This window comes from Mycobacterium sp. (assembly GCF_035506235.1).
Classification (GTDB): Bacteria; Actinomycetota; Actinomycetes; order Mycobacteriales; family Mycobacteriaceae; genus Mycobacterium.
On the sequence record NZ_DATJPU010000312.1, the window covers coordinates 1 to 26,794 of the forward strand.

A 26,794-nucleotide genomic window follows, 5' to 3' on the forward strand; every position below is an offset into this window, starting at 1 on the left:
GCGATCGAGCACGGCAGCCGCAGCGAGCCGCGCAAAACCGTGTCCGTCGAGGCCTTCCTGCACGGCGAAACGGTCGCGGTGACCGTCAGCGACACCGGGCGCTGGGTCGGCGATTCGTCGGCCAGCCTGCGCAGCAGGCGGCGCGGCCGTGGGCTCACCCTGATCGGCGGGCTGGCCGACCGCGTCGACACCCTTCGGACCCCCGGGGGCACCCGGGTCACGCTGACGTTCGAGCGCGCGGTTGCCGTCACATGACGACGGCCTAAGCCTCTTCCATCGCGTCGCCGAGTTCTTCCAGGATCTTGTTGTGGTGGTTGCTGGCCAGCAGGTGGCCGGCGGCGATGACCAGGGCGACGGGCCAGTCGATGAGTTCGAGCGCGGCCAGGGCGGCCAGGCCGCCGAAGTAGGCCAATTGTTCCGGGCGCGGGATCTCCACCTGCCCCACCACCGGCAGGTTCACCACGAAGGTTTCGCCTTCGCGGATCTTCTGCACCGCGTCGCGCTGGGAGGTCTCCCTGCGCATTTTCTTTTCCGCCATCATTTGCCTTCCGGTAACTATGGGTTTGCCGCCCCGCCGGGTACTGCGACCACCGTCGGACCTATGTCGACGATGACCGATCCCGGCGGTGATCCGCTGGTTTCGTCGATTGCTTTGGTGCTGCGGGTGCCGTTACTGGAACTCTATGCGCTGCTGTGGCGGGTTGGGATCGTCGAGATTCGTCACCCTGGTCGGAGGGCTCAACGTTCGGCGGGGGTGCGCCAGGTCCGGGTGGCAGTGTGCCCGGCTGGTGCCGCGTGCCCCAACCGTCCGCGACACGGTTCAGAACGGCTACCCCGACGGTCGCCCCAGCGGCGGCCCCCAGAGCCTGTCCCCAGCCGACAGGACCCAGCGGTGTGCAGCCGAGCAATTGGCTGACGACCGGGATGCTGATCAGCGTTCCCATCGCCCCCAGCGAGCCCACCGCCGTCAGCACCACCAGCGGGGCGCGAGAATCCAGCAGCGTTTGACCCAATTCGGCCCCCACCAGCGCGACCAGCGCGACGGTGGATGCCCGCTGCGGGCGCCCGGTGACGCCCGCCATCGCCCACGCCGCCGTCGTCGCCGCGGCCGTGGTGACCCCGCGGATGGCCACAGCGCGCCACAGCGCGGGCCGGTCGGGGCCGCGCAGGCCGGGCCTGTCCATTTCAGACGGACCGCTGGGCTTGCTGACCGCAAGGGCGGCGGCCGGTAGCGCGTCGGTCATCATGTTCACCAGCAGCAGCTGCCGGGTGTTCAGCGGCGACGTGCCGGTGATCGCGCTGCCGATGATGGCGAACAGCACCTCGCCGGCGTTGCCGCCGAGGAGCACGGACACCGCCGCCTGCACCCGCTGCCACAGTTGGCGGCCTTCCGCGATGGCCTCCACCAGCGCCTCGATGCGGGCGTCGACCAGGACGACGTCGGCCGCCAGGTGGGCCGGGTCGCTGCCGCCGGACACCACGCCGATGCCGACGGTGGCGGCCCGGATGGCGGCGGCGTCGTTGGAGCCGTCGCCGACCATCGCGCAGAGCACGCCGGCGCCTTCGAGCGTCTGAACGATCTGCACCTTGTTCTCGGGTGTCATCCGGGCGAAAATCACCCGCTCGGTCACGACCCGCGCCTGGTCCTTGCGCGACAGCGAGTCCCATTCGGCACCGCTGATCACCTGCTCGTCGGTCACCGACAGGCCCAGCTCCCTGGCGATGGCCAGCGCGGTGATCGGGTGGTCGCCCGTGATCAGCTTCACGCCCACCCCTTGCGGCGCCAGGTTGGCGAGCAGCCCGGCGGCCTCGGCGCGCGGGGTGTCGGACAGGCCCAGGAACCCCGTCAGCGTCAGCCCGTCGCGGCAGAATTCGGCGATGTCGTCGCGATCGTCCTGGATCGCCCGGGCCTGTTGCGGCGTCAGCCGGCGCCGCGCCACCGCGATCACCCGCAGCCCGTCGGTGGCGAGTTCGGAGACCGTCCGTTCGATCTTCTCGTCCACGTCCTGACACGCGGCCAGCACCACTTCGGGCGCCCCCTTGACGGTCAGCTCCGTGCCGGTGATGGAGGCGGAGAACGACCTGCCGGAGCGGAAGGGCAGGTGAGCGTCCGACGCGGTGTCGGGTGTGGAGCCGTTCAGCGAACGCCTTGCCGCCTCGATGATGGCGACGTCGGTGGCGTGCACCTGCGGGTTGCCGTTGGCGGCGGGCGCGGCGTGCGCCGCGTCGCGCAGCACCTCCTCGGGCGAGTGCCCCGGCGCCGGGCGGACCTGCGCCACCCGCAGGCGGTTCTCGCTGAGGGTGCCGGTCTTGTCGAAGCAGACCACGTCGATGCGGCCGAGCGCCTCCACCGAGCGCGGGACGCGCACCAGGGCGCCGAACTTGGTCAGCCGTCGCGCCGACGCCGATTGCGCCAGCGTCGCCACCAGCGGCATGCCCTCGGGGACCGCGGCGACGGCGATGGCGATGCCGCTGGCCACCGCCTGCCGCAGCCCCGTTCCGCGCAACAGTCCCAAACCGCCCACCAGCGCGCCGCCGGTCATGCTGACGGGGAAGGCCCGGTTGGTCAGCTGGCTGAGCTGGTGCTGCAGCCCGATGTCCGACGACAGGTCGCCGGACACCAGCTCGGCGGCCCGGCGTTCCTGGGTGTCGGCCCCGACCGCGGTCACCAGCGCGACCGCGGTGCCGGCCACCACGGTGGTCCCGGCGTAGAGCATGCAACGGCGCTCGGCGAGGTCGGCCCCGGGCGTGGCGCCGACCTGCTTCTCCACCGACAGCGACTCGCCGGTGAGCGTCGACTCGTCGACCTCGACGTCGACCTCCTCGACGATCCGGGCGTCGGCGGGTACCACCTCGTGGGTCCGGATCTCGATGACGTCGCCGGGCCGCAATTGCGCCGCGATGACGTCGGTGTACGTGCGCTCCCCGTCGGGACCGGTCCCGACCTTCCTGGCCGGCGGAATCTGCTGCTCGAGCAGCCGGTTCAAGCGGTTCTCGGCGCGCAGCCGCTGGCTGGCCGCGAGGATGGAGTTTCCGGTCAGCACCGAGAAGACCAGGACGGCGTCGACGGGCGAACCGAGCACCGCGCTGGCCGCCGACCCGAGCGCCAGCACCGGCGTCAGCGGATCGGTCAGCTCGGCGCGGACGGCCTGGAGGAGCTGCCAGAACGCGTGCGGGGGCGTCGGGGGCGGTTGTTCTGGCCGGGCGTCCGCCTCCTCGTCGGGCGGTGGCAGCGCCCTGCGGACCTGATCGACCGACATCGCGTGCCATTCGTGGACGGATGCCGGCCGCGGCGCGTCCGCGGCCATGATCCCGCGCGCCAGCAGGTAGCCGGAGAGCGCGCCGGCCGCCGCGCCGGTGGTCACCGGCCCGGGGCCCAGCCCGCGGATGCCCGGGATCATCAGCAGCGAGCCCATGGCCGTCGCGCCGGCCGATATCCCGATGCCGCGCTGGGTGGCGGCCCTGGCCGCCGGAAGCGCGTGCAGGACCCGCCAGGCGGCCGCGAGGTCGGGCAGCAGCAGGTCGGCGCACCAGGGCGGCGGCCCCGCGCCGGGTTGCGGCAGCACGCCAAGCGCCACGTCCGCGGACGAAATCGCCTGCGCGCCAAGCGACGACAGCACGGCCACGGTGCGACCGGCCCGTTGCAGGTCCGCCACCGCGCGGGCGAGGGCGTCGTCGATGGACCCGTTGGACGTGCCCGTCAAAGGCCTCAAGTCGTCGAACGCGGGCCGCAACTCGCCCAGCGAATCGACCTCGACCGAGACCAGCTCGGCTCCCGTGCGGTGCGCCTCTGCGATCATGGCCGACGCCAACGGGTCGTGGCCGGGGCGGAAGAGCGCCTCGACCGCGGAACCCGGTTCGCCGGCCGATATGCCGGGCACCCGGTGCCAGCCCGGGCGGTGCCCGTTGCGCTCCAGCACCAGCTGGGCGCGATCCCACGCCGCGGACAGGTCGATCTCGCCGGCGCCGCGGATGCGCGCCACCTGCAGCCCGGTGGTGCACAGCACGCGGGGGTCGATGACGATCGCGTCGACGCGGTCCAGGCGGCGCAGCGCGTCGGGCCGCAACGACAGGACGGCGTGGTGGTCGGCCAGCCCGCGTCCGAGCGCCGCGGCGAACGCCTCCGGCGTGGTGCGGCTGGCCTTGGGCGCGGTCACCAGCACCGCGGTGGCGGCCATGTTCGGGTTGCGGGTGGTGGCGCCGACCAGCGCGGCGCCGAGCGCCTGCACGAGCGCGAAACGGCCCGCTGGGCTCTTTAGGCGCTCTGCGCCCTGGGCGCGCGGTGGCCCCTGTGGCGACGCGTCGCCGCGTCGTTCGTCGGCGTGGCGGGCGAGTTCGGGTTCGTGCCGGCGCCACGCCCGCGCCTCGGCGCGGCATTCGGCGGCCTTCAGCGACTGCATCAGCAGGCCCACCGACAGCGACGCGGGCGCCAGCGTGACGGTTTCCGCCGCCGCCATGGCCAGCGCCAGCACGGTGTCGGTGGCGGGGCCGCCGATGCGGTCCTCGAGCAGGCGCCGCAGCCAGGGCTGGTAGTCGATCGCCACGATGGGCGCCTGCACGCCGATCGGCAGTCGCGGCCAGCGCAGCGCCCGCCCGGCCAGCGCGATGCCCAGCCCGGCCGCGTTGGCGGCCACGGTCACCGCCCTCGTCGCCGCCACCACGCCGTCACCCGGAAGGGCCGTCGCTGAGGCATTTTGCGTTGAGCCGCAACGCTTTTCGGCGCCGTCGACGAGGCGGCAAAGGTCCCGCAGCGAGGTGTCCTCGTCGCCGATGGTGACCACCACCCGCGACAACGGGAGGTTCAGGCTGGCCGAGGTGACGCCGCGGTGGGCGCGGACCGCGTCGAGCACGGCGGTTCTGAGTTCACCCGCGTTCGCGTCGTCGAGGCCGCGCACCTCGATCCAGGCGCGGCTCTCGCCCCGCCAGCAGCGCCGGCTCAGCGTTTCGTGGGGCAGGTCGCCAGTGAGCGCCCTGGCGCCTTCGCGCAGCGGAATCGCCGCGATATGAAAGGCCTCTTGTGCCAGTCCGGTGAGAGCCCGCAGCGGTGTCGATCGTGGTAACGACGTGACAATGCTCAAGGGCGGCTCAGGCGGTTCTCAGTTGGTGCTGCGCAACTCGGCGGCACCGGCGCGTCGCCCGGCCGCCTTCTTGGCCGCCGGCTTGGTGGCGGCCTTTGCCGGCGTGACCTTCTTGGGTGCCGGCTCCGAAGGCACCGGCTTGAGGTTGGCCTTCGACGTGGTCTGGCTGCCGGGCTTGTGCTGCATCCTGTGCAACAACAGCGCGCCGCCGCCGACGGCCAGCAGCACCGGCCATTCGACCAGGCCGGCGACGCCGATCGCGCCCAGGGCCAGCGCGGCGGCCGGCGTGGAGTGACTGCCGCTGCTGATCCCGCGCTTGATGCCCTCGGCGGCTCCCGTTACGCCGCCGACGACTCCATTGACCGCGGCGCCGCCGACAGCGCCCGCTGCCGCTGTTGTCGCGTCCGCGGCACGACCCACTGTTTTGCCCACGTTGCGGAGTGCCCCGCCAACGACGCCCATGATGACTCCCTGGTCTCTACATCGCTCTCACTGGGAACCGCGTGGCAACACGTATACCCGTTGAACGCGAGGTTAACAGCAACAACGAAATTGTTCTCTGCATCTCTAGGGCGAAAGCCTGCCACGTTACAAACTCGCGTACAACGAGCAACTTTTCAGGGCGGGCTCACATCGATCAGCACCGGTGCGTGATCGCTCGGCGCCTTGCCCTTGCGCTCGTCTCGGACGATCTGCGCGCCGGTGACGCGGCGGGCCAACGCCGGTGAGGCGAGGATGAAGTCGATGCGCATGCCCTGTCTCTTGGGGAACCTGAGCTGGGTGTAGTCCCAATAGGTGTAGACCCCGGGTCCCGGCGCGAAAGGCCGCACCACGTCGGTGAATTGCGCGTCGACGATGGCGTTGAACGCGCGGCGCTCCGGCTCGGAGACGTGCGTGGCGCCGGCATAGAATTCGGGGCTCCACACGTCTTCGTCCGTCGGGGCGATGTTCCAGTCGCCGACCAGCGCGATCGGCGCCTCGGGATCGTCGCGCAGCCAGCCGGCCGCCGCATCCCGCAGCGCGGCAAGCCAATTCAGCTTGTAGGTGTAGTGCGGATCACCCACGGCGCGGCCGTTGGGCACGTAGAGGCTCCACACCCGGATGCCGCCGCAGGTGGCGCCCAGGGCGCGCGCTTCGGCCGTGGCGGCCACCTCGGGCTTGCTCGTCCAGAGGGGTTGGCCCTCGAAGCCGACCTGGACGTTCGCGAGGCCGACGCGAGAGGCGATGGCCACGCCGTTCCACTGATTGAAGCCGACGTGGGCGACCTCGTAGCCGAGTTCGAAGAACGGCAGGGTGGGGAACTGGCTGTCGGCACACTTGGTCTCCTGCATGGCCAGCACGTCGACGTCGGCGCGGGCCAGCCAGTCCAGGACGCGGTTCAGGCGGGTGCGAATGGAGTTCACGTTCCAGGTGGCCAGCCGCATGGCTAGACCGTATCCAGTTCGCGGGCCGCGACGTAGCGGCGCCGGTGGTGCAGCCGGAAGCCGAGGGACTCGGCGAGGGCAATCTTGTCGGTGTCGCCCTCGGCGAGTTCCACGTATGCGCGGGTCGCCCCGCGGCTCGCACCCCAGGCCAGCACCTCCTCGCAGAGTGCCGCTGACAGCCCCAACCACCGGGTGCCGTCGGGCGAGTCGGTGACCGCCGCGCCCCGGCTCGCGCCCGACCGTCGCTCCGGCGTGACGCTCGGTTCCGGCCGTGACGCTGGCGTGACGTTCGACACGTCGCGCACCAGGATTTGCTCCGTCAGCTCGGGCCTCACCCCGGGCGGCAGCGACAACAAGCGCTCGGGGATGCCCAGCCGCGGCGTCAGGCCACGACGCTCATACCACTCCACGATCTGCGCGATCGCGGTCGCCCGGGCCGAAACGTCTAGCGGCATGGCCGAATTGGCGGCCGGCCCCGCCCCTTGCCCGGCTCGCAGCAGCCAGCCGTCCAGCCAGGCCCGTTCGTCGCCGGGCCAGGCCGCCGCGGCCGCGTGCTCCAGCGCCCGGATCGCGGAGGTGCGCACCGGCGCGTCGGTCAGCGCCCGCAGCGCGACGACGTCGGCGGGCGCGAACTCGACCACCGCGCCCGTCTTCGTCCGCACCCGCACCAGCGGATCGACCGCCAGCAGGTGTCCAACGGCATCGGTGAGCGGCGGGACCGATCCTTGCGCGCGCCGGTAGCGAACCGTCACCCGGGTTCCCAGGCGTGGCCACGAAACCATCAGTGGCCGAACGGGTCCGGCCCCTCGCCCGGCAGCCACGACAGTCCCGGAACGCCCCAACCGTGGGACTTCACCGCTCGTTTCGCGCTGCGGGCGTACCGGCCGATGAGGCGGTCCAGGTAAAGGAAGCCGTCCAGGTGGCCGGTTTCGTGCTGCAGCATCCGCGCGAACAGGCCGGTGCCCTCGATGGTCACCGGGTTGCCGTCGGCGTCGAGCCCGGTGACCCGCGCCCACTTCGCACGGCCGGTGGGGAACGACTCGCCGGGGACCGAGAGGCAGCCCTCCTCGTCGGTGCCCGGGTCGGGCATGGTCTCGGGTATGTCGCTGGTCTCCAGCACCGGATTGATCACGACGCCGCGCCGGCGGTCGGTCAGGCCGCGGTCCTCGGCGCAGTCGTAGACGAAGAGCCGCAGGCTGTGTCCGATCTGGTTGGCGGCCAAGCCGACGCCGTGCGCGGCGTCCATGGTGTCGTACATGGTGGCGATCAACTCGGGCAGGTCCGCGGGCAGCGAACCGTCGGCGGCGACGGGCACCGGCGTCGTGGGGGTGTGCAGGACCGGATCCCCCACGATGCGTATCGGTACGACTGCCATGGTCGGCTAGCTTAGGCCCGCGGACGATGCATCAGGCATGTGCCCGACGGCTGCGTTGCCCGCGAGCGTAACGCCACGGCGAATTTTCGCGTGATTTTTCGCCGTGGCGTTACGCTCGCGGGAAGACGCGCTCTTAGCCGGGCAATCGCGGCCAATCGGCCGACTCGCGGGTCTGCATTACGGCTTGAGGGTTCGCCGCGTGGTTCAATATTCGCGCGAAGCATGCCCTAAAACGCCTATGTATAAGTCATTCGAGCACTTTGAGAATCGCCGGAAGGGTCCAGGGGAAGCGATATGGACAGCGCCATGGCGCGGGCAAATCGATCGGGGGACGACGCTGACATCGCCGATGGCCTCACCCGCCGTGAACACGACATCCTGGCGTTCGAACGCCAGTGGTGGAAGTACGCCGGGGTTAAGGAAGACGCCATCAAGGAGCTGTTCTCGATGTCGGCCACGCGCTATTACCAGGTGCTCAACGCGTTGGTCGATCGGCCCGAGGCGCTGGCCGCCGACCCGATGCTGGTCAAGCGGCTGCGACGGCTGCGCGCCAGCCGGCAGAAGGCGCGGGCGGCCCGCCGCCTGGGCTTCGAGGTGACCTGACTCGCTACAGTGGGGCGCGATGAAAGAGCGCGTTCCCGACTCCACGGGGCTTCCGCTGCGGGCCATGGTGATGGTGCTGCTGTTCCTGGGAGTCATCTTTCTGCTGCTGGGCTGGCAGGCGCTGAGTTCCTCCGGCAAATCCGATGACGACTCGGCGTCGGCGGTCTCCAGCGCGACCAGCAGCGTCAGCCCATCGGCCACCACCCCCAGCAATGCCCCGGCGAACGAGGCCGAGGTCCGCGTGTACAACATCTCTTCCAAAGAGGGCGTCGCCGCGCATGCCAGGGATCAGCTGACGGGCGCCGGCTTCAAGGTGACCGACGTCGGGAACCTCTCGATCCCCGAGGTGACGGCCACCACCGTCTACTACACCGACGCCGACGGTGAGCACGCCACCGCCGACGCCGTGGGGAAAAACCTGGGAGCGCCCGTGCAGCCGCGGATTCCGGCGCTGGGCGGCCAGCCGCCGGGTGTCATCGTCCTGGTGACGGGCTGACGTTGGCGCTGCTCCAAATTCGGGGTCCGTCCGGCTAGGCTTCCGCTATGCCTCAGCACCGCAATGTCGCTGCCGTCAGCATGTCCGCACTCGCCGCGGGAGCCTGTGTCGCGCTGGTGGGTGCCTGCTCGTCGCCCCAGCACGCATCGAAGGTACCCGGCACCACGCCGGCGATCTGGACCGGATCGGCTGCGCCGTCGCCGACCTCGGGCACCGACGGCGCCGAGCAGCAGCCGGCGGGGCAGAGCCTGACCACCCAACTGAAGACCCCCGACGGGACCCAGGTCGCGACCGCGAAGTTCGATTTCAGCAACGGCTACGCGACCATCACGATCGCGACGTCCGGCTCGGGTCACCTCACGCCCGGCTTCCACGGGGTGCACATCCACAAGGTGGGCAAGTGTGAGCCCAATTCGACTGCCCCGACCGGCGGCGCGCCCGGCGACTTCCTGTCCGCCGGCGGGCATTTCCAGGCGCCCGGGCATTCCGCCGAGCCGGCCAGCGGCGACCTGACCTCGCTGCAGGTCCGTAAGGACGGCGTGGGCATGCTGGTGACCACCACGGACGCGTTCGCCATGGAGGACCTGGTGACCGGCGAGAAGACGGCGATCATCATTCACGCCGGCGCCGACAACTTCGCCAACATCCCGCCGGATCGCTACCACCAGACCAACGGAACGCCGGGTCCCGATGAGACGACGATGACGACCGGTGACGCCGGCAAGCGGGTGGCGTGCGGTGTCATCGGTGCCGGCTAGGGCCAGAACCCGCATCGATTTCGCGCCCTCGCCACGGCCGACCATCGGCGTGGAGTGGGAGTTCGCGCTCGTCGACGCCGAGACGCGCGACCTGAGCAACGAGGCCACCGCGGTCATCGCCGAGATCGGCGAAAACCCGCGCGTGCACAAGGAATTGCTGCGCAACACCGTCGAGGTGGTCAGTGGCATCTGCGACTGCACGGCGCAGGCGATGCAAGACCTGGGCGACACCCTGCGCCCGGCCCGCCGGATCGTCCGGGACCGCGGCATGGAACTGTTCTGCGCGGGCACCCATCCGTTCGCCCGGTGGTCCGCCCAGAAGCTGACCGACGCCCCCCGCTACGCCGAGCTGATCAAACGCACCCAGTGGTGGGGCCGCCAGATGATGATCTGGGGGGTGCACGTCCACGTCGGGATCTCATCGGCGAACAAGGTGATGCCGATCATGACGTCCCTGCTGAAGTACTACCCCCATCTGCTGGCGCTGTCGGCGTCGTCGCCGTGGTGGGCCGGCGAGGACACCGGATACGCCAGCAACCGCGCGATGATGTTTCAGCAGCTGCCCACCGCCGGGTTGCCGTTCCACTTTCAGAGATGGTCGGAGTTCGAAGGGTTCGTCTACGACCAGAAGAAGACCGGCATCATCGACCACATGGACGAAATCCGTTGGGACATAAGGCCTTCGCCGCATCTCGGCACCCTGGAGGTGCGGGTCTGCGACGGCGTGTCCAACTTGCGTGAGCTCGGCGCGCTGGTCGCGTTGACGCATTGCCTGGTCGTCGACCTGGACCGCAGGCTCGACGCCGGCGAGACGTTGCCCACCATGCCGCCCTGGCATGTCCAGGAGAACAAGTGGCGCGCGGCCCGCTACGGCCTGGACGCGGTGATCATCCTGGACGCCGAAAGCAACGAGCGGCTGGTCACCGACGACCTCGTCGACGTGCTCACCCGGCTGGAGCCGGTCGCCGAGTCGCTGCACTGCGCCGACGAGTTGCGCGCGGTGGCCGACATCACCGCCCACGGCGCGTCCTACCAACGTCAGCGGCGGGTGGCCGAGGAACACGACGGCGACCTGCGCGCGGTCGTCGACGCGTTGGTGGCCGAGCTGGACATCTAGGTTGGAGTCATGGCGGATTCCGAACCCACCGAGCTGGCGATGTTCCCGCTGGAGTCGGCGCTGCTGCCCGACGAGGATCTGCCGTTGCGCATCTTCGAGCCCCGCTACGGCGCCCTGGTGCGGCGCTGCCTCGACGCCGGCGAACCCTTCGGCGTCGTGCTGATCGCGCAGGGCCGCGAGGTCGGCGGCGGTGATTCGCGTTGCGACGTCGGCGTCCTGTGCCGGATCGCCGAACACGCCGATCAGGGTGCCGGCCGATACGTGCTGCGCTGCCGCACCGGCGAGCGGATCCGGGTGCGCGAGTGGCTGCCCGACGACCCGTACCCGCGCGCGACGGTGACCGCGTGGCCCGACGAGCCGGGGGACCCGGTGACCGGCGCGCAGCTGCTCGAGCTGGAGGAGCGGGTGATGGCGCTGTTCGAGCGGATCGCGGAGGTGCGCGGTGCCCGGCTGCCGGAGCGCGACGTGCTCCTGGGTGACGGCGGGGGTGACGCGGGGCAACGCCTGTTCGCGCTGGCGTCTCGCATCCCGATCGGCGCGGCCGACCGCTACACCGTGCTGTCGGCGCCGTCGGCCGCCGATCGATTCGCGGCGCTCGGCGAGGCCGTGGACGCGCTTGCCGACATGGTGGAGTTCCAGCTGTCCGAATAGGGGGCAACGCGATGAGCGCCGACGTGACGGTCGACATCAACGAGGGCGTGGCGGTGCTGACGCTGAATCGCCCCGATCATCTCAACGCCTATACCGCCGACATGGGCCGGCTGCTGAGCCGGGCCTACCGGGAGTGCGACGGCGACGACGACGTCCGCGCCCTCGTGGTGACCGGGGCGGGCCGCGCCTTCTGCGTGGGGGCGGACTTCTCGGGCAACATATCGCCCTTCGACGCCCCTGCGGACGACAGCGCGTTTTCCGCGTCGCCGATCGACCCGGCCGCCTTCGAGTTGCGCAAACCGGTGATCGCCGCGCTCAACGGCCACGCCATCGGGATCGGCCTGACGATCGCCCTGCAGGCCGACATCCGCATCGTCGCCGAAGACGCCAAATACGGTGTGGTGCAAGTGCGCCGGGGGGTGATCCCGGACTGCATGTCGCACTGGACGCTGGCGCATCTGGCCAGCCTGGGGGTGGCCGCCGAGGTGCTGCTCACCGGGCGCACCTTCACCGGTGCCGAGGCGGTCGCGCTCGGCATCGCGAATCGGGCGCTGCCCGCCGAGCGGGTGCTCGACCATGCGCGCGAGATGGCCCGTGACATCGCGGCCCACGTGGCCCCGATGTCGGCGGCGTTGTGCAAGCGGCTGCTGTGGGACAGCGCGATCAACAGCTACACCCCAAGGCAGGTCGCGTCGCTGGAAACCCAGCTGCACCACCGCGTGATGGGCACCGCCGACGCCCGCGAGGGCGTGACCGCCTTCCTGGATCGCCGGCCGCCGCGGTTCAGCTCGCGGCTTTCGGCCGACTGGCGCGAGCTGCCGGAGCCGTGACAGTCACACGCGCAGCAACTCCGCCAGCGCGATGCCGAGGTTGTGCAGGTTGGTTTCCAATGGATAGGTCCGGTCGAGAGTCCAGTTGAGGATGCCGCCGGACAGGGCGCCGACGAGGATGTCGGCCAAGGTTTCCGCGTGGTGCCGCGGGTTGACCTCCCCGCGCGCCACCCCCTCTTTGACGAGCTCGACGAAGGTGTCGTGCAGGTTGAAGCCGCGCTGGATCCCGTAGCCGCTGGTGGCCAGCATTTCCCCGATCAGCTCGCGGTAGGTGTCATCCGATCCGGCCAGCGTGGTGGCGATGTCGTCGAAGATGCCGACCAACCGCGCCGGGATCGGTTGGTCGCCGCGGTCGAACACGACCTCGTGCAGGTTGTCCAGCCGCCGCTCCGCCAGCGCCCGGATCATGTCCTGGCGGGTGGCGAAGTGGTTGAAGAACGTCCGGTTGGCTACGTCGGCACGCTCGCAGATCTCCTCGATGGTGGTGGCCGCCACCCCCTTGCGGAGAAACAAGTCGAAGGCGGCCGCGAGGATCTTCTCCTGCACCTCGAGTTTCCGCCGCTGGTGTCTGTTCACGCTCTGTCACATATCTTCTCGGAGAGGATCCACCAATCCGCCGCGCGACGCCGCCGCGCGCATCTTGGAGGCCAGGAACATCAGGTCCGTGTCGATCGCGCCGGGGTAGAGCGCGTGAAACCTGCTTTCGTCACCGCCCGTGAAGCCGCGTTTGATCATGTTCGCAATGCGCAGGTGACCGAGCTTGCCGTTGGCGAAGTTCGGCCACACCACGTCCACCGCGGGGTTGAGTTCCTTTTCGGTGGGTTCCTCACCGAACGTCTGAAACAGGCAGATCTTCCACAGCGTCATGCCCTCTTCGGCGCCGCGCTTGTCTTTGGGCAGGATCGAGATGGCGCCGGTGGTGCCGCTGGAGGTGATGACCTCCAGCGGGGTCTGCTGGTCGAGTCGGTCGATCCAGTCGTCGATCCCGGTGCATCCGGTGGCGTCCACGCCGGACAAGTCGTAACTGGTGAGCTTGTCCAGCCACTTGGTCATCAGGTCGAAGCGCTTCTTGTCGACGAGCACGGCGGGGTACGACTTGAACGCCGTATGCGAAAAGAACAGCGGCACAACGTCATTGAATTCGCTGAGGGCCGTGATGCCGAGCCGGTCGGCCAGCTTGCGCAGCATCTCGATGCTTTCGCGGTGCTCCCGAAAGCGGATGGCAATGGCCTGGCGCTGCAGCTCTTCGAGTTCGGGCCGTTCAATGCTGTGCATCCGGGTGTACGACTGGCCGAAGAAGCCGATCGGATCGTTCATGAACTCGTTCACCGACGGGGCCGCGGTTCCGGTGACTGTCACAGGCATCCTCGATTCGCTCGCGCTCGATCACATTAGCGCGAGGATGCAGTAATACGCAACATTGCAGTTCGATGCAAATCAGGCTACATGCGTGCTCGATGCCAGGCGCGGCCGGCCGGTGCCGGCTGGGGCCTGTGACGGCGCCGAAGCCGCCGCGTTTCTGATGGCGAGGCCGCCGATGACGGCGCCGACGAAGAACAATGCGGCGCTGACCACCAGCAGCCGGGTGAAGCTGGCATCGGTCAGCCTGTTGGCGGTGATCAGTCCCACGCAGGCCACGGCGATCAGTGCCGAGGTCCGCCCCGTTGCGTTCTGGATCGCGGCGGCGATCCCGCTGTGCGCGGACTTGACGGCGGACAAATTGACCGCGGACAGCGGCGTGATGGCCAGGACCATGCCGACGGCCAGCAGGATCCGGCCGGGCAATACGTCGGTGCCGAGATGGAATCCGGGTCCGGGGCGGATGAGCAGCAGCCCCAGCCCGGCCAGGGCCGGTCCGGCCATCAGGAAAATCCGGTGCCCGAGCCGGGCGGCCATGCCGCCGACGCCGCGGGCGAACAGGAACGACATGATGGGGCTGGGCAAGGTGGTCAGGCCCGCGGCGGTGGCCGAATAGCCCGCGACCTCTTGGAGGTACAGGCCGATGGCCAGCGAGCCCATCGTGATGCCCCCATAGACGAACGCGGTGACCAGGTTGGCTCCAGCGAAATTGCGGGTCGCGAACAGGCTCAGCGGCACCATCGGGTGCGGCGCGCGGCGCTGCCACGCCACGAACGCCAGCAACGCCGCGATCCCGGCCACCAACGCCGCCCTGACCACGGGGTCGCCCCATCCCCGCCGGCCCTGTTCGATCAGGGCATAAACCGTGGCGGCCAGTCCGACCGCCGACAGTGCGGCGCCCACGACGTCGAGGCGGGCGCGCTCGGCGGGCCCGGGTATGCGGTGCAGCCAAAACGTCAACCCGAAACCGATCGCCATCGGGATCGCCGACAACACGTAGATCCACCGCCAGTTCAAAAAGTCCACGGCCAGTCCGCCCAGCAGCGGCCCCACCGCGAAGGCGGTGCTGGTCCAGGCCGTCCAGGACCCGATCGCCGCGGGCCGGTCGGCGGGTGCGAACGTCGAGTTGATCAGAGCCAGCGAGCCGGGCACCAGAAACGCGCCGCCCAACCCCTGGACGAGGCGGCCGGCGATCAGCATCGCCGGTGTGCCCGCGGTGGCCGCCAGCACGCAGCCCGCCCCGAAGGCCGCGAGCCCGAAGCGCAGCACCGGTATGCGGCCGAACAGATCTGAGATGGCACCGCCCGGCAATACCATTGCCGCGACGGCCAGCAGGTAGGCGTCGACAACCCATTGCTGTGAGCACATGCCCCCGCCAAGTTCGCGCGCCGTGGCCGGCAGCGCCAGATTCACGACGGTGCCATCGAGGAAGACGACCGTCGACACCAGGATGGCCACCGTGATGACCCGCGTCGTCGGCGCTGCGTTGATCATCGCGGCGGCTCGTCAGTCATGGGTTCTCTCCATGCTTTTCAGTAGGCGACCGGGTTACAACAACCTGGTCACGAACGAACGAGCCAAACGGTTCAGGGGTGTGCCGCAATGCGTTCCATCAGCTGTGGTGCGACGGCCCGCTGCACCGGATGGCTCGAGGCCGATGTCGCGGAGTCGGTGCGGGCGGTGCTCGAGAGCCCCTTAAAAAGACTTGGCGAACACGCGTAAGGCGTCCACCTGCGCGGGATCCAGCGACGGGCGCACGGTCCCGCGGGCCGCCCCGAGGTCGGCGGCCGTCACGTCGGACGCGTCGATGGAGCGCCGCATGGCGGTGAGCGCCGCCTCGCGCAGCAGCGCCACGCAGTCGGCGGCGCTGTAACCGTCGAGCCCGGCGGCCACCTCGTCGAGGTCGACGTCGTCGCTCAGGGGGATGGATTTGCCTGCGGTGCGCAGGATTTCGCCGCGGGCCGCGGCGTCGGGCGGTTCGACGAAGACCAACCGCTCCAGCCGCCCGGGGCGCAGCAGCGCGGGGTCGATCAGGTCGGGCCTGTTGGTGGCGCCCAGCACCACGACGTCGCGCAGCGGGTCGATCCCGTCGAGCTCGGTCAGCAGCGCGGCCACCACCCGGTCGGTCACGCCGGAGTCGAAGCTCTGCCCGCGCCGGGGCGCTAGCGCGTCCACCTCGTCGAGGAACACCAGCGACGGCGCCGAGTCCCGGGCCCGCCGGAACAGCTCGCGCACAGCCTTTTCCGAGCTGCCCACCCACTTGTCCATCAGCTCGGAGCCCTTGACGGCGTGCACGGACAGCTGCCCGGTGCTGGCCAGGGCGCGGACGACGAACGTCTTGCCGCACCCGGGCGGCCCGTACAGCAGCACCCCGCGCGGCGGGTCGACGCCCAGCCGGGCGAACGTGTCGGGATGCTGCAAGGGCCACAACACCGCCTCCGTCAGGGCCTGCCGGGCCTCGGCCATGTCGCCCACGTCGCCGAGGGTGACGTTCCCGACGGTCAATTCCTCGCTGGCCGACCGGGACAGCGGCCGGATGACGGTCAGCGCGCCGACGAGGTCCTCCTGGCTCAGCTCGGGTGGCTGGCCGTCGGCACTGGCCCGCGACGCCGCCCGCAGCGCGGCCTCGCGCACCAGGGCGGCCAGGTCGGCGACGACGAAACCCGGTGTGCGGCCTGCGATCTCGTCGAGGCGGAGATCGCCGGTGGGCACCGGTTTGAGCAACGCCTCCAGCAGCGCCTTGCGGGTGGCGCCGTCGGGCAGCGGAAGGCCCAGCTCGCGGTCACACAGGTCGGGGGCGCGCAGCCGGGCATCGAGCTGGTCGGGGTGAGCGGAGGTGGCGATCAACGCGACGCCGGCGGTGGCGACGGCGGCGCGCAGCTCGCCCAGGATCAGCGCCGCCACCGGCTCGGCGGTGGCCGGAAGCAGCGCGTCGACGTCGGCGATCAGCAGGATGCCGCCGCCGTCGCGAACCTTCTGCACCGCGGCGGCAACGGTTTTCAGCCGGTCGTCGGCGGCGAGCGCGCCGACCTCGGGGCCGTCGAGTTCGATCAGCCTGCGGCCGTCGCACACCGCGCGCACCAGCGTCACCTTGCCCACACCGGCCGGGCCCGACACCAGCACCCCGAGATTGGCGCCGGCGCCCAGGGCCTTCAGCAGGTGCGGTTCATCGAGCGAGAGCTTGAGCCATTCGGCGAGCTTGGCGGCCTGCGGCTGCGAGCCCTTGAGCTCCTCGATGAGGATCTCCGGGGTCCCGGTGGTCAGCTGTTCGCGCGGTGCCGTCACGGCGCCGATTCCCCAGCTGACCAACGAGTTGGGCTGCACGCTGACCGGTCCCTCGGGGTCGACGCCGGTGACGGTCAGCAGCTCCGAGGTCCAGCTGATCCCGACCGAGGCCGCCAGCGCGCGGGTGGCGGCCGACGTCGAGGTCCCCGGCCCCAGGTCGCGGGGCAGCAGCGACACGGCGTCGCCGACGGTCATCACCTTGCCCAGCAACGCCTGTCGCAGGGTGACCGGCGTGATCGAGGCGGCGGCCATCGACGAGCCGGACAGCGTCACCGACCGCGCGCCGTAGACGGTGACCGCGCTGACGATCACCTCGGTGCCCTCCCGCAGCCCCGCGTTGGACAGCGTCACGTCGTCGAGCAGCACGATGCCGACCGGGGTGTCCGGGCCGGTCAGGCCCGCGACCGCGGCCGTCGTCCGCGACCCGGTGAGCGCCACCGCGTCCCACTCCCGGATCCCAAGGGCCGCAACGGCATTCGGATGCAGCCGGACGACGCCGCGGCGGGAGTCGACGGCGCTGGTGTTCAGCCTTGCGGTGAGGGTGAGCTGACGGGCCTCGCCGGAGGCCGGGATCATCGCAGGCGCCCGCTCGGCTTCCGCAGCCCCAACCGCGTCATCGACCGGCGGCTAGGGTGCGCCCGGCGGTTGGCGCGCCGCAGGGCGCGCTGCTGCTTGGGCTGGTCGCCCCATACCTCGGGGTGCTTGTCGAGCCAGCGCTTGTTACGGACGGCAAACGGGACGTGGCACAGGTAGGCGATGATGATCACCCAGATCGTGATGAAGGGCTCCAGCACCGCGGCGGCGGCGAAGAGCACCAGCACCAGCAGCACCGCGGTGGCGTAGTGCGGCGGCACCCGCACCGCGTGCATCTTTTTCATCGGGATCCCGCTGACCATGAGCATCGACGTCCCGGCCACCCAGATGCAAAGGAACCACACCGAGGTCCACCAGCCCTCACCGAACTGCAGCTTGAGTCCCATCAGGCCGATCATCGAGACCGCACCCGCCGGCGCGGGCATCCCGACGAAGAATTCGTGCGCGTAGGCGGGCTGGGTCCCGTCGTCGGCCAGCGCGTTGTAGCGCGCCAGCCGCAACACGACGCACACCGCGTACAGCAGCACCACCACCCAGCCGACCGGCCACTTCGACAGCATCGACACGTAGAGCACCAGCGCGGGCGCCACCCCGAAATTCACGGCGTCGGCCAGCGAGTCGATTTCCGCGCCCATCCGCGTCTGGGCGTCGAGCATGCGGGCCACCCGGCCGTCGAGCCCGTCCAGGATCGCCGCGGCGACGATCAGCGCCATCGCGGGAACCGGCTGGTGTTGCAGGGCAAACCGGATGGAGGTGAGCCCCGCGCAGATGGACAGCACCGTCATCGCGCTGGGCAGGATCTGCAGGTTCACCGGCCGCCTGCCGCGGGGCTTGTCGGTCATGGCAGTTCGGCCAGCACGGTCTCGCCGGCGACCGCGCGCTGGCCCACCGCGACCAGCGGTTCCGTCCCGGCCGGAAGGTAGGTGTCCAGCCGGGAGCCGAACCGGATCAGGCCGTAGGTCTCGCCGATCGACAGCTTGTCCCCGACGTGCGCGTCGCAGATGATGCGGCGCGCCAGCAGCCCCGCGATCTGCACCGCCACCACCTCGGCGCCTTGGTCGGTCCGGATCCGCAGGCTGGTGCGCTCGTTCTCGGTGCTCGCCGCGGCCAGGTCGGCCGAGCCGAAGCGGCCCGGGCGGTGCTGCACGGCGACCACCTCCCCGCTCACCGGCGCCCGTTGCACGTGGGCGTCGAGCAGCGACAGGAAGATGCTGACCCGCGGCAACGGCGCGTCGCCCATGCTCAATTCGGCCGGCGGGACCGCCGAGTCGATCACGCAGATCTCGCCGTCGGCGGGCGCGACGACGGCCCCGGGCCGGGTGGGCGGCACCCGCTTGGGGTGCCGGAAGAAGCCCGCGCAGGCGACGGCGGCCAGCAGGCCCGCCCGGCGCAACCACCGGTGGCGGCGACCGGCGAGGGCCGTCGCCAGGCCGGCGGCGACGAACGGCCGGCCGGCCGGGTGAACGGGTGGAACGGCGGAGCGCACCAACTCGAGGGCGTGCTGCGGGCTGAAGGCCGGGTCCTCGAAGGAGGGGCCTTCCTGACAAGAAGGGCTGCGGGGGCGTCTTGCCACGCGGCCATCTTAGATAACCCGCGGCGGTTGGCACGGGCGCGCACGGGGAACGATGGGTTGGAAATGCAATCAGCCGGGTGCGCGACGCTTCCGGGCCGCGCCAAGATCGGGGTCACCGCCGCGGTCGAGCGACTCGTGCGGGCCCCGATCATGTCCCGCTTCCACGGCATGTGGAGCGTCGGCGCGTTGGCCGGGGCCCTCATCGGTGCGGCGTGCGTCGGCGCGGGCATCGGCCTGCTCCCGCAATTGGCGGTCCTCGGCGTCGTTGCCCTGGTCGTGGTGGAGGCGCTGACCCGGCGCCTGATCCCCGACTGGGCGGCCGGACCCAACCCGGGCGCCTGGCGGCCCCGGCGGGCCTGGATGACGGCGATCCGCTGCACCGGCGCGTTCGACGAGGCTTAGCTCAGATCCCAGACCTGCAGCTCGGTCCCTTCGGGTACCTCGACGACGTCCTCGGGGATGTCCAGCAGCCCGTTCGCCGATGCCAGCCACCGCAAGTGGTGTGACGCGGGGGGGCCGTAGCTGGTGACGCTCCGCGCCTCCCGGTCCAGGATCGCGCGCCGGAACTGGCGCTTGCCGCGCGGCGAGGTCAGCGATTCGGCGAGCACCGCCGGCCGGTGCGGCCGCTCCGGGTCGGGCAGGCCCATCGCCCGGCGCAGCGCGGGGCGGATGAACACCTCGAAGGACACCAGCGCGCTGACCGGGTTGCCGGGCAGGGTGACGATCGTCGCGCCGCCCACCCGCCCGATGCCCTGCGGCATGCCGGGCTGCATCGCCACCTTGACGAATTCCACCCCCTGATCCCCGTCGCGGCCGAAGGCGTCCTTGACGACCTCGTAGGCGCCCGCGCTGACGCCGCCGCTGGTGATGATCAGGTCGCAGTCCGCGGCGTACCGGTCCAGCAGCGCGCTGAACTGCGCGACGTCGTCCTCCGCGGTCGCGACGGCGATCACCTCGGCGCCGGCGTCGCGGACCGCCCCGGCCAGCATGATCGAGTTGGACTCGTAGATCTGCCCCGGCCGCAACGGATCGCCCGGCGCCACCAGCTCCGAGCCGGTGGACAGCACCAGCACCCGTTGGCGCGGAGTCACCGGCAGCTCCGCCATTCCCAGCGCCGCGGCCAGGCCGAGCACGGCCGGCGTCACCACCTGGCCCTTGCGCAGGACCGTGGTGCCGGGGGCGACGTCCTCGCCCGCCCGCCGGATGTGCGCGCCGCCCGGGCGGGGTTTGCGGATCGCCACCGAGGCCCCGCCGCTTTCCAGGCCGCCGTCGGTGTCCTCGACCGGCACGACGGCGGTCGCCCCGGCCGGCACCGGCGCGCCGGTCATGATGCGGTGCGCGGTGTTCGGTCGAAGCGTCAGCTCGTCGGTGCGCCCCGCCGGAATGTCCTCGGCGACCGGCAACACCACCGGGTGTTCGGGCGTGGCGGCCGCGACGTCCTCGGCGCGCACCGCGTAGCCATCCATCGCGGAGTTGTCGAAGACCGGCAGCGCCAGCCGCGCGAGTACGTCGTCGGCCAGCACCAGCCCCTGGGCCTCCGCCAGCGCGACCGCGATCGCCGGGCGGGCGCGGATCATCTCCGCTACGACTCGCTGATGCTCTTCGACCGATCGCACCCGGCCATTATCGGCCGACCCGAGGCTCCCGAATCGGCCGCCTTCCGACGTAAGGTTGAGAACGTGATTACCGGGTTGGCCCACACCGGCGTGTGCGTTCCCGACTGCGAGGCCGCGGTGGCGTTCTACCGCGACGTGTTGGGCCTGCGTGTGCTGTCGCCGCCGTACGTCACGAGCGGTAATGCCATTCGCGACGACATGGGCGAGCTGGTGTCCGACCCGAGCATGAAGGCGGCCATCGTGGGTTTCGGAGACGACGGCGACCGGGTGCTCGAGGTGATCGAATACCTCAACGTCGACGGCGGGGGTGCCGATCGGGCCCTGACCGATCACGGGCTGTCGCACGTCGGGCTGATCTGTGAGGACCTCGACGCCACCCGCGCGGAACTGGAGAGCAAGGGGGTGCGGTTCTTGGTCAGCGGGATCGCCGATGTCGCGCGGGTGCGCACCACCTGGTTCGTCGACCCGTGGGGCGTGGTGTTCATCCTCGTGGAGAAGAGCCGGCCCGAACGACCGTACTTCGCGCAATGGGGATAAAGCCGAGGGTAGGGATCATCGGCGCCGGTGCCGGGGGCATCGCGATGGGAATCCAGCTGGCCCAGGGCGGCTACGACTTCACCATCTTCGACCGCGCCGACGGTTTCGGCGGGACCTGGCGGCACAACACTTTCCCCGGCGCGGCGTGCGACGTGCCGTCGCACCTGTACTCGTATTCCTTTGCGCCCAACCCACGGTGGAGCAAGACCTACGCCAACCAGCCCGAGATCCTGGCGTACCTGGAAAAGGTGGCCACCGACCACCGGCTGGGGCCACACCTGCGGGCCGGCACCGCGGTCGCGACCGCGCGGTGGTCGGACGACCGGCGCCGGTGGACGCTGACGACCGACCTCGGCGCCGAGCACGACTTCGACGTCGTGGTGAGCGCCGTCGGGATGCTCGACGTGCCCCACGTTCCGGACATTCCCGGGGCGCAACGGTTCCGCGGTCGCCAATTCCATTCGGCCCGTTGGGATCACAGCAGGTCGACGGCCGGGGAGCGGGTCGCGTCCATCGGCACCGGCGCCAGCGCCATCCAGTACGTGCCCGCGATCGCGCCAAAGACCGCGCACCTCACGGTTTTTCAGCGCACCCCGATCTGGATCGCGCCCCGCTTCGACTTCCCGTTCACCCCTGAGCAGCACGACGAGTTCGAACGCCACCCCGAGGTTGCGCGCAAACTGCGCGACGAGGCCTTCGATGCCTACGAATCGGCCAGCTTCGACGCCGCCGCCGCCCAGACGCGCGAGGCCACCGAGCTCGCCCGCAGCTACCTCAGGCGCAAGGTGACCGACCCCGACCTGCGCGCGAAGCTGACGCCGGACTACCCCGCGGGCTGCAAGCGGCCGCTGATGTCGCGCGAGTGGTACCCCACCTTCGCGTTGCCCCACGTCGCCCTGGAGACGACCGCCATCGCGGAGCTGACCGAGCGCGGGGTGCTCACCGCCGACGGCGTCGAGCACCGCGTCGATACCATCATCTACGGCACCGGGTTCAAGGCCGCCGACTACCTGGCGAGCATCGACGTGTACGGAACCGGCGGCCGCCACCTGCGCGACGAGTGGAGCGACGGCGCGGAGGCCTACCTCGGCACGCTGATCGCCGGGTATCCGAACTTCTTCACGCTGTACGGCCCGAACACCAACGGCGTCAACTCGATCATCTACATCCACGAGGCGCAGACCACGTTCGTCCGCCACATCCTCGACGTCATGGGCGGCCGCGGCGCGCGCACGATCGAGGTCACCCCGGACGCGCAGCGCCGCTACAACGACGAGATCCAGGCCGCCATGGCGGGCAAGGTCTGGCTCGCCTGCGCCAATTATTTCCGGCATCCCAGCGGGAAGGTCGTCACGCAATTGCCATACAGCGGGCGGACGTTCTACGAACGCACCCGCGAGCTGGTCGACGCCGACTACCGCTTCGACCGGTAGCCGACCGAGAGCCTGCGCCGGCGCCCGCGACCCCGGGCGGGCGCGGTCGGCGCCACCCCATTGCCACGAACTCCCGAGGGCGCGGAGGCCCGGCCGGGCAGCCCACGTCCGCCACCGTGGCGGAGCCCGCCCGACGCCGGTGATTGTCGCCGCAAACCCGCCAGCCCCGGGCGTCTCGGCCGCTTCACCCGGTCGCCGGTCCTGGCCGGGGCGCTGAATGCCGTCTCCACCTTCATCCGCAGCCACGCCGCGGACCGCTTCGACCTCCTCTGCACGGCCAAACCCTACGAGCACCCGCGCCGCGCATCGCTGCCGGGCACCGAAAGTTCGCTCACCATTAACTCGGCCTACTGCACCCAGTAGTTGTCGTGGCGGATGAACCACTCCCGGCGCTCGTCGTCGGTCATGTCGGCCAGCGCCCCGAAGCCCTCGAAGTAGGCCTCCCGCGGCGCCCCGGGAGCGAACAACATCAGCACCGAGGCCGGCTGGTCCGCCTCGTTGCGGAAACCGTGCACGCCGCCGGGCGGGACGTAGAGGAAATCGCCCGGATGGCCGTCGACCCACTCGTTGCCGTCGAAGAGCTTCATCGTCCCGGACAGGACGAAGAACGCCTCGGACATAGCCCGGTGGAAGTGGGCGGGGGGCCCGCCGCCGGCCGGGGCGATGTCGACCCGGTACAGGCCGTAATCGCCGCCGGTGGCCTGCTGGTCGGCCAGGTAGTGGTACTTCGTCCCGAAGGTTTCGTAGTCCGGCGGCGCCCCTCCATTTTCGGGAGCTCGCCTGAGCCGGGCGCTGACCTCCGGCTCGTCCTTGGTGTACCGGGGCGGTGGATAGGGCGGAACGGCGAGGGACATCTCCCCAGCCTGCCAGTTAGCATCGCTGGTGTGGGGGCTGCCGACGAACAGCTGCGGGTAGCACGGCTTCTCGACGCCCAGAGCAAGGCTTCGCAGCTGTTCGCGGAGATCGAACGGTGCGCCATGATTCGCCCCGGCGTCCGCGAGGAGGAGCTGTCCGGCGAGATCGCCCGCCTCGCCGCGGAGATGTTCGGGGTGACCCGGCACTGGCATCGCCGGATCGTGCGGGCCGGTGAGAACACTCTGCAGCCCTTCAAGGAACACCCGCCGGACCGGGCGATCGCCGCGGACGACATCGCCTACCTCGACCTGGGACCGATCTTCGGGGAATGGGAGGCCGACTTCGGACGCACGTTCGTTCTGGGCGACGATCCGGACAAGATGGCCCTCCGGGACGCGCTGCCGCGGGTGTGGCAGGCCGGGCGGGGCTATTTCGACGATCACCCCGACGTCACCGGCGCGCAGTTGTTCGAGCACGTCGTCGATGTGGCCCGCGTCGAGGGCTTCGAGTGGGGCAGCCACATCGCCGGCCATCTGGTGGGGGAGTTTCCGCACAAGAAGATCGCCGGTGACGGGGTCGAGTGGTACATCATGCCCGGCTCAGACAAGCCGATGCGGCGCAGCGACCCGACCGGCCGCATGTGCCACTGGATCCTCGAAATCCATCTGATCGATCGCGTCCGCGGCTTCGGCGGCTTCTACGAGCAGCTGCTCGACCTGCCCTAAATGGGGCGGGGCCGGCCGGTCAGACCGGGTCAGTCCAAGGGATAGACGACCCCGGTGAGCTCCTCGGAGACGGCCCACAGCCGGTGCTGCACGGCGGCGTCGTGCGACTTCTCGCTGGACGCAACGACTTTCGGGTAGCCGCGTTGCTCGCCGAATCCGTCGGGGCCGTAGTACTGGCCGCCGAGCACGCCGGGATCGGTCGCGGCGCGCAGTGTCGGCAGGGCGCCCATGTCCGGTCCCTGGAACAGCGGCATCAGCGCCGACGCGACGAGGGTCAGCGCGGGGGGCAGGTTGCGGGTCAGTTCGGAGCGGGAGCCGCGGGGTGGGCGGCCACGGCGATCGTCGTCTCGTGGGGTGCGAGCCGTCGCTGCAGTTCGTAGGTGAACAGCAGGTTGGCCAGCTTGGACTGCCCGTACGCGCCCACCCGGCTGTAGCGGCGTTCCCACTGCAGGTCGTCGAAGTGGATGTCGGCGCGGATGCGGTGGCCCATGCTGCTGACGGTCACGACCCGGGAGCCGGCGACGGGCAGCAGCCGGTCCAGCAGCAGCCCGGTGAAGGCGAAGTGGCCGAGGTGATTGGTGCCGAATTGCAGCTCGAAGCCGTCCTTGGTGGCCGACTTGGGCGCCCACATCACGCCCGCGTTGTTGATCAGCAGGTCGATGCGGTCGTGCGCGGAGCGCAGCTGGTCGGCCGCGGCGCGGACGGAGTCCAGCGAGGTCAGGTCGAGCTCGGTCAGCGCGACGTCGGCGCGCGGGCTGTTCGCGGTGATCCGGGCCGCGGCGTCCTTGCCCTTGTCGAGGTTGCGCACCGCCAGCACCACGTGGGCGCCCTTTTCGGCCAGGGCCAGGGCGGTCTCGTAGCCGAGGCCGGTGTTGGCTCCGGTGATGACGGCGACGCGGCCCGTCTGGTCGGGAATGTCCGCGGCGGTCCACTTGGCGTTCGAAAGGGGCACGGCAAAGCTCCTCGACTAGTAAGGTAAACGGGGCGAGCGCTCCGGTTGCTCGCAACTATGCGGAACGCACGCCCCGGTTTGCAATGTCTATTGAAGATGGGTGGGTGATACAGATGGCGCAACCGGCACGGCCGCTGCGCGCCGACGCGGCGCGCAACCGCGCGCGCGTGCTGGACGTCGCCTACGAGACCTTCGCGGCCGAGGGCCTGTCGGTGGCGATCGACGAGATCGCCCGGCGCGCCGGCGTGGGCGCGGGCACCGTGTACCGGCACTTCCCGACCAAGGAGGCGCTGTTTGCGGCGGTCATCGAAGACCGTATGCAGCGCCTCGTTGCCGACGGCCACGCCCTGCTGGAGACCGAGGGGGCCGGTGAGGCGCTCTTCGCCTTCCTGCGCTCGATGGTGCTGCGGTGGGGGGCGGCCGACCGCGGCCTGGTCGACGCACTGGCCGGGTACGGAATCGACATCGCCTGCGCCGCGCCCGAGGCCGAAGACGCCTTCAAGGCCATGCTCGGCGAGCTGCTGCGCGCCGCGCAGGAAGCGGGCACGGCGCGGCGGGACATCGAGATGGCCGATCTCAAGGCGATACTCATCGGGTGCCAGGCCATGCAGGCGTACGACTCGGCGCTGGCCGGGCGGGCGACCGACGTCGTCATCGACGGATTACGCGCTGCGCGATAACCCCGGCCGTTCTTGCACTCGGCATAGGCGAGTGCTAAGAATGACTTTGGCACTCGCGACCCGTGAGTGCCAGGTCGGGACGGTGAGGCCAGCCTGGTCGTCCGTCGCGGGCACTGCACCCGGCCGGCGTAAGTAATGGGGTTGTCGTCACCCGGTGACCCCAGTTTCATTCCCGATCCGGAGGAATCACTTCGCAATGGCCAAGACAATTGCGTACGACGAAGAGGCCCGTCGCGGCCTCGAGCGGGGCCTCAACGCCCTCGCCGACGCGGTAAAGGTGACGTTGGGCCCCAAGGGCCGCAACGTCGTACTGGAGAAGAAGTGGGGTGCCCCCACGATCACCAACGATGGTGTGTCCATCGCCAAGGAGATCGAGCTGGAGGACCCGTACGAGAAGATCGGCGCCGAGCTGGTCAAAGAGGTCGCCAAGAAGACCGACGATGTCGCCGGTGACGGCACGACGACGGCCACGGTGCTGGCCCAGGCCCTGGTTAAAGAGGGTCTGCGGAACGTCGCGGCCGGCGCCAACCCGCTGAGCCTCAAGCGCGGCATCGAGAAGGCGGTCGAGAAGGTCACCGAGACCCTGCTGAAGTCGGCCAAGGAGGTCGAGACCAAGGAGCAGATCGCTGCCACCGCGGCCATCTCGGCCGGCGACCAGTCGATCGGCGACCTGATCGCCGAGGCGATGGACAAGGTCGGCAACGAGGGCGTCATCACCGTCGAGGAGTCCAACACCTTCGGCCTGCAGCTCGAGCTCACCGAGGGCATGCGGTTTGACAAGGGCTACATCTCGGGTTACTTCGTCACCGACGCCGAGCGTCAGGAAGCGGTCCTGGAGGACCCCTACATCCTG

The 26,794-nt window shown here is 70.4% G+C and carries 27 protein-coding genes and 3 pseudogenes; 15 read left to right on the forward strand and 15 right to left on the reverse strand.

Features of this window, described 5'->3' with window-relative positions; genetic code table 11:
• The coding region (locus VMD50_RS28770) for an ATP-binding protein (protein ID WP_325433223.1) at positions 1 to 255 on the forward strand (255 nt) is incomplete at its 5' end.
• A gap of 7 nt (positions 256 to 262) precedes the next feature.
• Here VMD50_RS28770 and VMD50_RS28775 read toward each other — a convergent pair.
• Positions 263 to 538, reverse strand: coding sequence for a hypothetical protein (locus tag VMD50_RS28775; RefSeq protein ID WP_325433225.1), 276 nt, complete (start codon positions 536 to 538; stop codon positions 263 to 265).
• Between the two features lie 72 nt (positions 539 to 610).
• Between VMD50_RS28775 and VMD50_RS28780 the strand changes: the two genes are divergently transcribed.
• Positions 611 to 916 carry an Rv1535 domain-containing protein gene (locus VMD50_RS28780; protein WP_325433274.1) on the forward strand — a complete coding sequence of 102 codons (306 nt, stop codon included), beginning with the start codon at positions 611 to 613 and terminating at the stop codon, positions 914 to 916.
• Here VMD50_RS28780 and VMD50_RS28785 read toward each other — a convergent pair.
• The 5 genes and pseudogenes from VMD50_RS28785 to VMD50_RS28805 form a co-directional block, all read right to left on the reverse strand.
• A pseudogene (locus tag VMD50_RS28785) lies at positions 888 to 4,457 on the reverse strand (cation-translocating P-type ATPase); the annotation flags it as partial. The gene VMD50_RS28780 and the pseudogene VMD50_RS28785 sit on opposite strands and share 29 nt — an antisense overlap.
• Before the next feature lie 639 nt (positions 4,458 to 5,096).
• Complete coding sequence (locus tag VMD50_RS28790; protein WP_325433227.1) at positions 5,097 to 5,540, reverse strand: hypothetical protein; 444 nt, start codon at positions 5,538 to 5,540, stop codon at positions 5,097 to 5,099.
• Between the two features lie 155 nt (positions 5,541 to 5,695).
• Positions 5,696 to 6,502: an exodeoxyribonuclease III gene (locus tag VMD50_RS28795; protein WP_325433229.1), complete on the reverse strand. Its 807-nt coding sequence runs from the start codon at positions 6,500 to 6,502 to the stop codon at positions 5,696 to 5,698.
• Between the two features lie 2 nt (positions 6,503 to 6,504).
• Positions 6,505 to 7,284 carry a GNAT family N-acetyltransferase, cg3035/Rv0428c family gene (locus VMD50_RS28800; RefSeq protein ID WP_325433231.1) on the reverse strand — a complete coding sequence of 260 codons (780 nt, stop codon included), beginning with the start codon at positions 7,282 to 7,284 and terminating at the stop codon, positions 6,505 to 6,507.
• On the reverse strand, positions 7,284 to 7,877 hold the full coding sequence (locus tag VMD50_RS28805) for a peptide deformylase (protein WP_325433233.1): 594 nt from the start codon (positions 7,875 to 7,877) through the stop codon (positions 7,284 to 7,286). Before VMD50_RS28805 ends, VMD50_RS28800 begins: the two co-directional genes overlap by 1 nt.
• A 294-nt stretch (positions 7,878 to 8,171) precedes the next feature.
• Here VMD50_RS28805 and VMD50_RS28810 point away from each other — a divergent pair, with 294 nt between their 5' ends.
• Genes VMD50_RS28810 through VMD50_RS28835 form a run of 6 tightly spaced genes read left to right on the forward strand, consistent with a single transcriptional unit; the run spans position 8,172 to position 12,332 of the window.
• On the forward strand, positions 8,172 to 8,480 hold the full coding sequence (locus VMD50_RS28810) for a DUF3263 domain-containing protein (RefSeq protein ID WP_066917645.1): 309 nt from the start codon (positions 8,172 to 8,174) through the stop codon (positions 8,478 to 8,480).
• A 19-nt stretch (positions 8,481 to 8,499) separates the two neighbouring features.
• Entirely contained in the window at positions 8,500 to 8,976 is a 477-nt protein-coding gene (locus VMD50_RS28815; RefSeq protein ID WP_325433237.1) for a LytR C-terminal domain-containing protein, read from the forward strand.
• A 47-nt stretch (positions 8,977 to 9,023) separates the two neighbouring features.
• A complete protein-coding gene (gene sodC / locus VMD50_RS28820; RefSeq protein WP_325433239.1) occupies positions 9,024 to 9,734 on the forward strand; it encodes a superoxide dismutase[Cu-Zn] in 711 nt (236 codons plus the stop codon).
• Positions 9,724 to 10,851 (forward strand): glutamate--cysteine ligase, encoded by a 1,128-nt coding sequence (locus VMD50_RS28825; protein ID WP_325433241.1) that lies wholly within the window; start codon positions 9,724 to 9,726, stop codon positions 10,849 to 10,851. The genes sodC and VMD50_RS28825 overlap by 11 nt, the downstream gene beginning before the upstream one ends.
• Before the next feature lie 9 nt (positions 10,852 to 10,860).
• Complete coding sequence (locus tag VMD50_RS28830; protein WP_325433243.1) at positions 10,861 to 11,502, forward strand: LON peptidase substrate-binding domain-containing protein; 642 nt, start codon at positions 10,861 to 10,863, stop codon at positions 11,500 to 11,502.
• An 11-nt stretch (positions 11,503 to 11,513) separates the two neighbouring features.
• Entirely contained in the window at positions 11,514 to 12,332 is an 819-nt protein-coding gene (locus VMD50_RS28835) for an enoyl-CoA hydratase-related protein (RefSeq protein WP_325433244.1), read from the forward strand.
• 3 nt (positions 12,333 to 12,335) lie between these two features.
• Here VMD50_RS28835 and VMD50_RS28840 read toward each other — a convergent pair whose 3' ends face one another.
• The 6 genes from VMD50_RS28840 to VMD50_RS28865 all read right to left on the reverse strand — a co-directional run bounded on the left by VMD50_RS28840 (position 12,336) and on the right by VMD50_RS28865 (position 19,143).
• Positions 12,336 to 12,908 (reverse strand): TetR/AcrR family transcriptional regulator, encoded by a 573-nt coding sequence (locus VMD50_RS28840; protein WP_325433245.1) that lies wholly within the window; start codon positions 12,906 to 12,908, stop codon positions 12,336 to 12,338.
• Between the two features lie 6 nt (positions 12,909 to 12,914).
• Complete coding sequence (locus VMD50_RS28845; protein WP_325433247.1) at positions 12,915 to 13,691, reverse strand: hypothetical protein; 777 nt, start codon at positions 13,689 to 13,691, stop codon at positions 12,915 to 12,917.
• Between the two features lie 78 nt (positions 13,692 to 13,769).
• On the reverse strand, positions 13,770 to 15,185 hold the full coding sequence (locus VMD50_RS28850) for an MFS transporter (protein WP_325433249.1): 1,416 nt from the start codon (positions 15,183 to 15,185) through the stop codon (positions 13,770 to 13,772).
• Between the two features lie 201 nt (positions 15,186 to 15,386).
• Positions 15,387 to 17,552: an AAA family ATPase gene (locus tag VMD50_RS28855; RefSeq protein WP_325433251.1), complete on the reverse strand. Its 2,166-nt coding sequence runs from the start codon at positions 17,550 to 17,552 to the stop codon at positions 15,387 to 15,389.
• The gene (gene pssA / locus VMD50_RS28860; protein WP_325433253.1) at positions 17,549 to 18,412 is read right to left on the reverse strand and encodes a CDP-diacylglycerol--serine O-phosphatidyltransferase; all 864 of its coding nucleotides are present in this window, start codon (positions 18,410 to 18,412) and stop codon (positions 17,549 to 17,551) included. The genes VMD50_RS28855 and pssA overlap by 4 nt, the downstream gene beginning before the upstream one ends.
• The gene (locus tag VMD50_RS28865) at positions 18,409 to 19,143 is read right to left on the reverse strand and encodes a phosphatidylserine decarboxylase (RefSeq protein ID WP_325433255.1); all 735 of its coding nucleotides are present in this window, start codon (positions 19,141 to 19,143) and stop codon (positions 18,409 to 18,411) included. The genes pssA and VMD50_RS28865 overlap by 4 nt, the downstream gene beginning before the upstream one ends.
• Positions 19,144 to 19,260: 117 nt before the next feature.
• Between VMD50_RS28865 and VMD50_RS28870 the strand changes: the two are divergent.
• Positions 19,261 to 19,509 (forward strand): annotated as a pseudogene (locus VMD50_RS28870) (MFS transporter); the annotation flags it as partial.
• A 32-nt stretch (positions 19,510 to 19,541) separates the two neighbouring features.
• On the opposite strand, the gene moeA reads toward VMD50_RS28870, so the two are convergent.
• On the reverse strand, positions 19,542 to 20,759 hold the full coding sequence (gene moeA, locus VMD50_RS28875) for a molybdopterin molybdotransferase MoeA (RefSeq protein WP_325433257.1): 1,218 nt from the start codon (positions 20,757 to 20,759) through the stop codon (positions 19,542 to 19,544).
• 63 nt (positions 20,760 to 20,822) lie between these two features.
• On the opposite strand from moeA, the gene VMD50_RS28880 reads away from it, so the two are divergent.
• The 3 genes from VMD50_RS28880 to VMD50_RS28890 are packed head-to-tail and all read left to right on the forward strand — an operon-like array spanning position 20,823 to position 23,092.
• On the forward strand, positions 20,823 to 21,296 hold the full coding sequence (locus tag VMD50_RS28880) for a VOC family protein (protein WP_325433259.1): 474 nt from the start codon (positions 20,823 to 20,825) through the stop codon (positions 21,294 to 21,296).
• Entirely contained in the window at positions 21,287 to 22,729 is a 1,443-nt protein-coding gene (locus tag VMD50_RS28885; protein WP_325433261.1) for a flavin-containing monooxygenase, read from the forward strand. The genes VMD50_RS28880 and VMD50_RS28885 overlap by 10 nt, the downstream gene beginning before the upstream one ends.
• A 60-nt stretch (positions 22,730 to 22,789) precedes the next feature.
• Complete coding sequence (locus tag VMD50_RS28890; protein WP_325433263.1) at positions 22,790 to 23,092, forward strand: RNA methyltransferase; 303 nt, start codon at positions 22,790 to 22,792, stop codon at positions 23,090 to 23,092.
• On the opposite strand, the gene VMD50_RS28895 is transcribed toward VMD50_RS28890, so the two are convergent.
• Positions 23,077 to 23,583, reverse strand: a complete 507-nt coding sequence (locus VMD50_RS28895) for a cupin domain-containing protein (protein WP_325433265.1) — start codon at positions 23,581 to 23,583, stop codon at positions 23,077 to 23,079. The two genes, VMD50_RS28890 and VMD50_RS28895, sit on opposite strands and share 16 nt — an antisense overlap.
• A 30-nt stretch (positions 23,584 to 23,613) precedes the next feature.
• Between VMD50_RS28895 and VMD50_RS28900 the strand changes: the two genes are divergently transcribed.
• On the forward strand, positions 23,614 to 24,309 hold the full coding sequence (locus VMD50_RS28900; RefSeq protein ID WP_325433267.1) for a M24 family metallopeptidase: 696 nt from the start codon (positions 23,614 to 23,616) through the stop codon (positions 24,307 to 24,309).
• A 29-nt stretch (positions 24,310 to 24,338) separates the two neighbouring features.
• Here the strand turns inward: VMD50_RS28900 and VMD50_RS28905 are convergent.
• Positions 24,339 to 25,261 (reverse strand): annotated as a pseudogene (locus VMD50_RS28905) (SDR family NAD(P)-dependent oxidoreductase).
• 113 nt (positions 25,262 to 25,374) lie between these two features.
• On the opposite strand from VMD50_RS28905, the gene VMD50_RS28910 reads away from it, so the two are divergent.
• Together VMD50_RS28910 and VMD50_RS28915 are read left to right on the forward strand one after the other, a co-directional pair.
• Complete coding sequence (locus VMD50_RS28910) at positions 25,375 to 25,941, forward strand: TetR/AcrR family transcriptional regulator (RefSeq protein ID WP_325433269.1); 567 nt, start codon at positions 25,375 to 25,377, stop codon at positions 25,939 to 25,941.
• A 196-nt stretch (positions 25,942 to 26,137) separates the two neighbouring features.
• Positions 26,138 to 26,794 (forward strand): TCP-1/cpn60 chaperonin family protein (locus tag VMD50_RS28915; protein WP_325433272.1); only part of this gene is annotated, 657 nt, incomplete at its 3' end.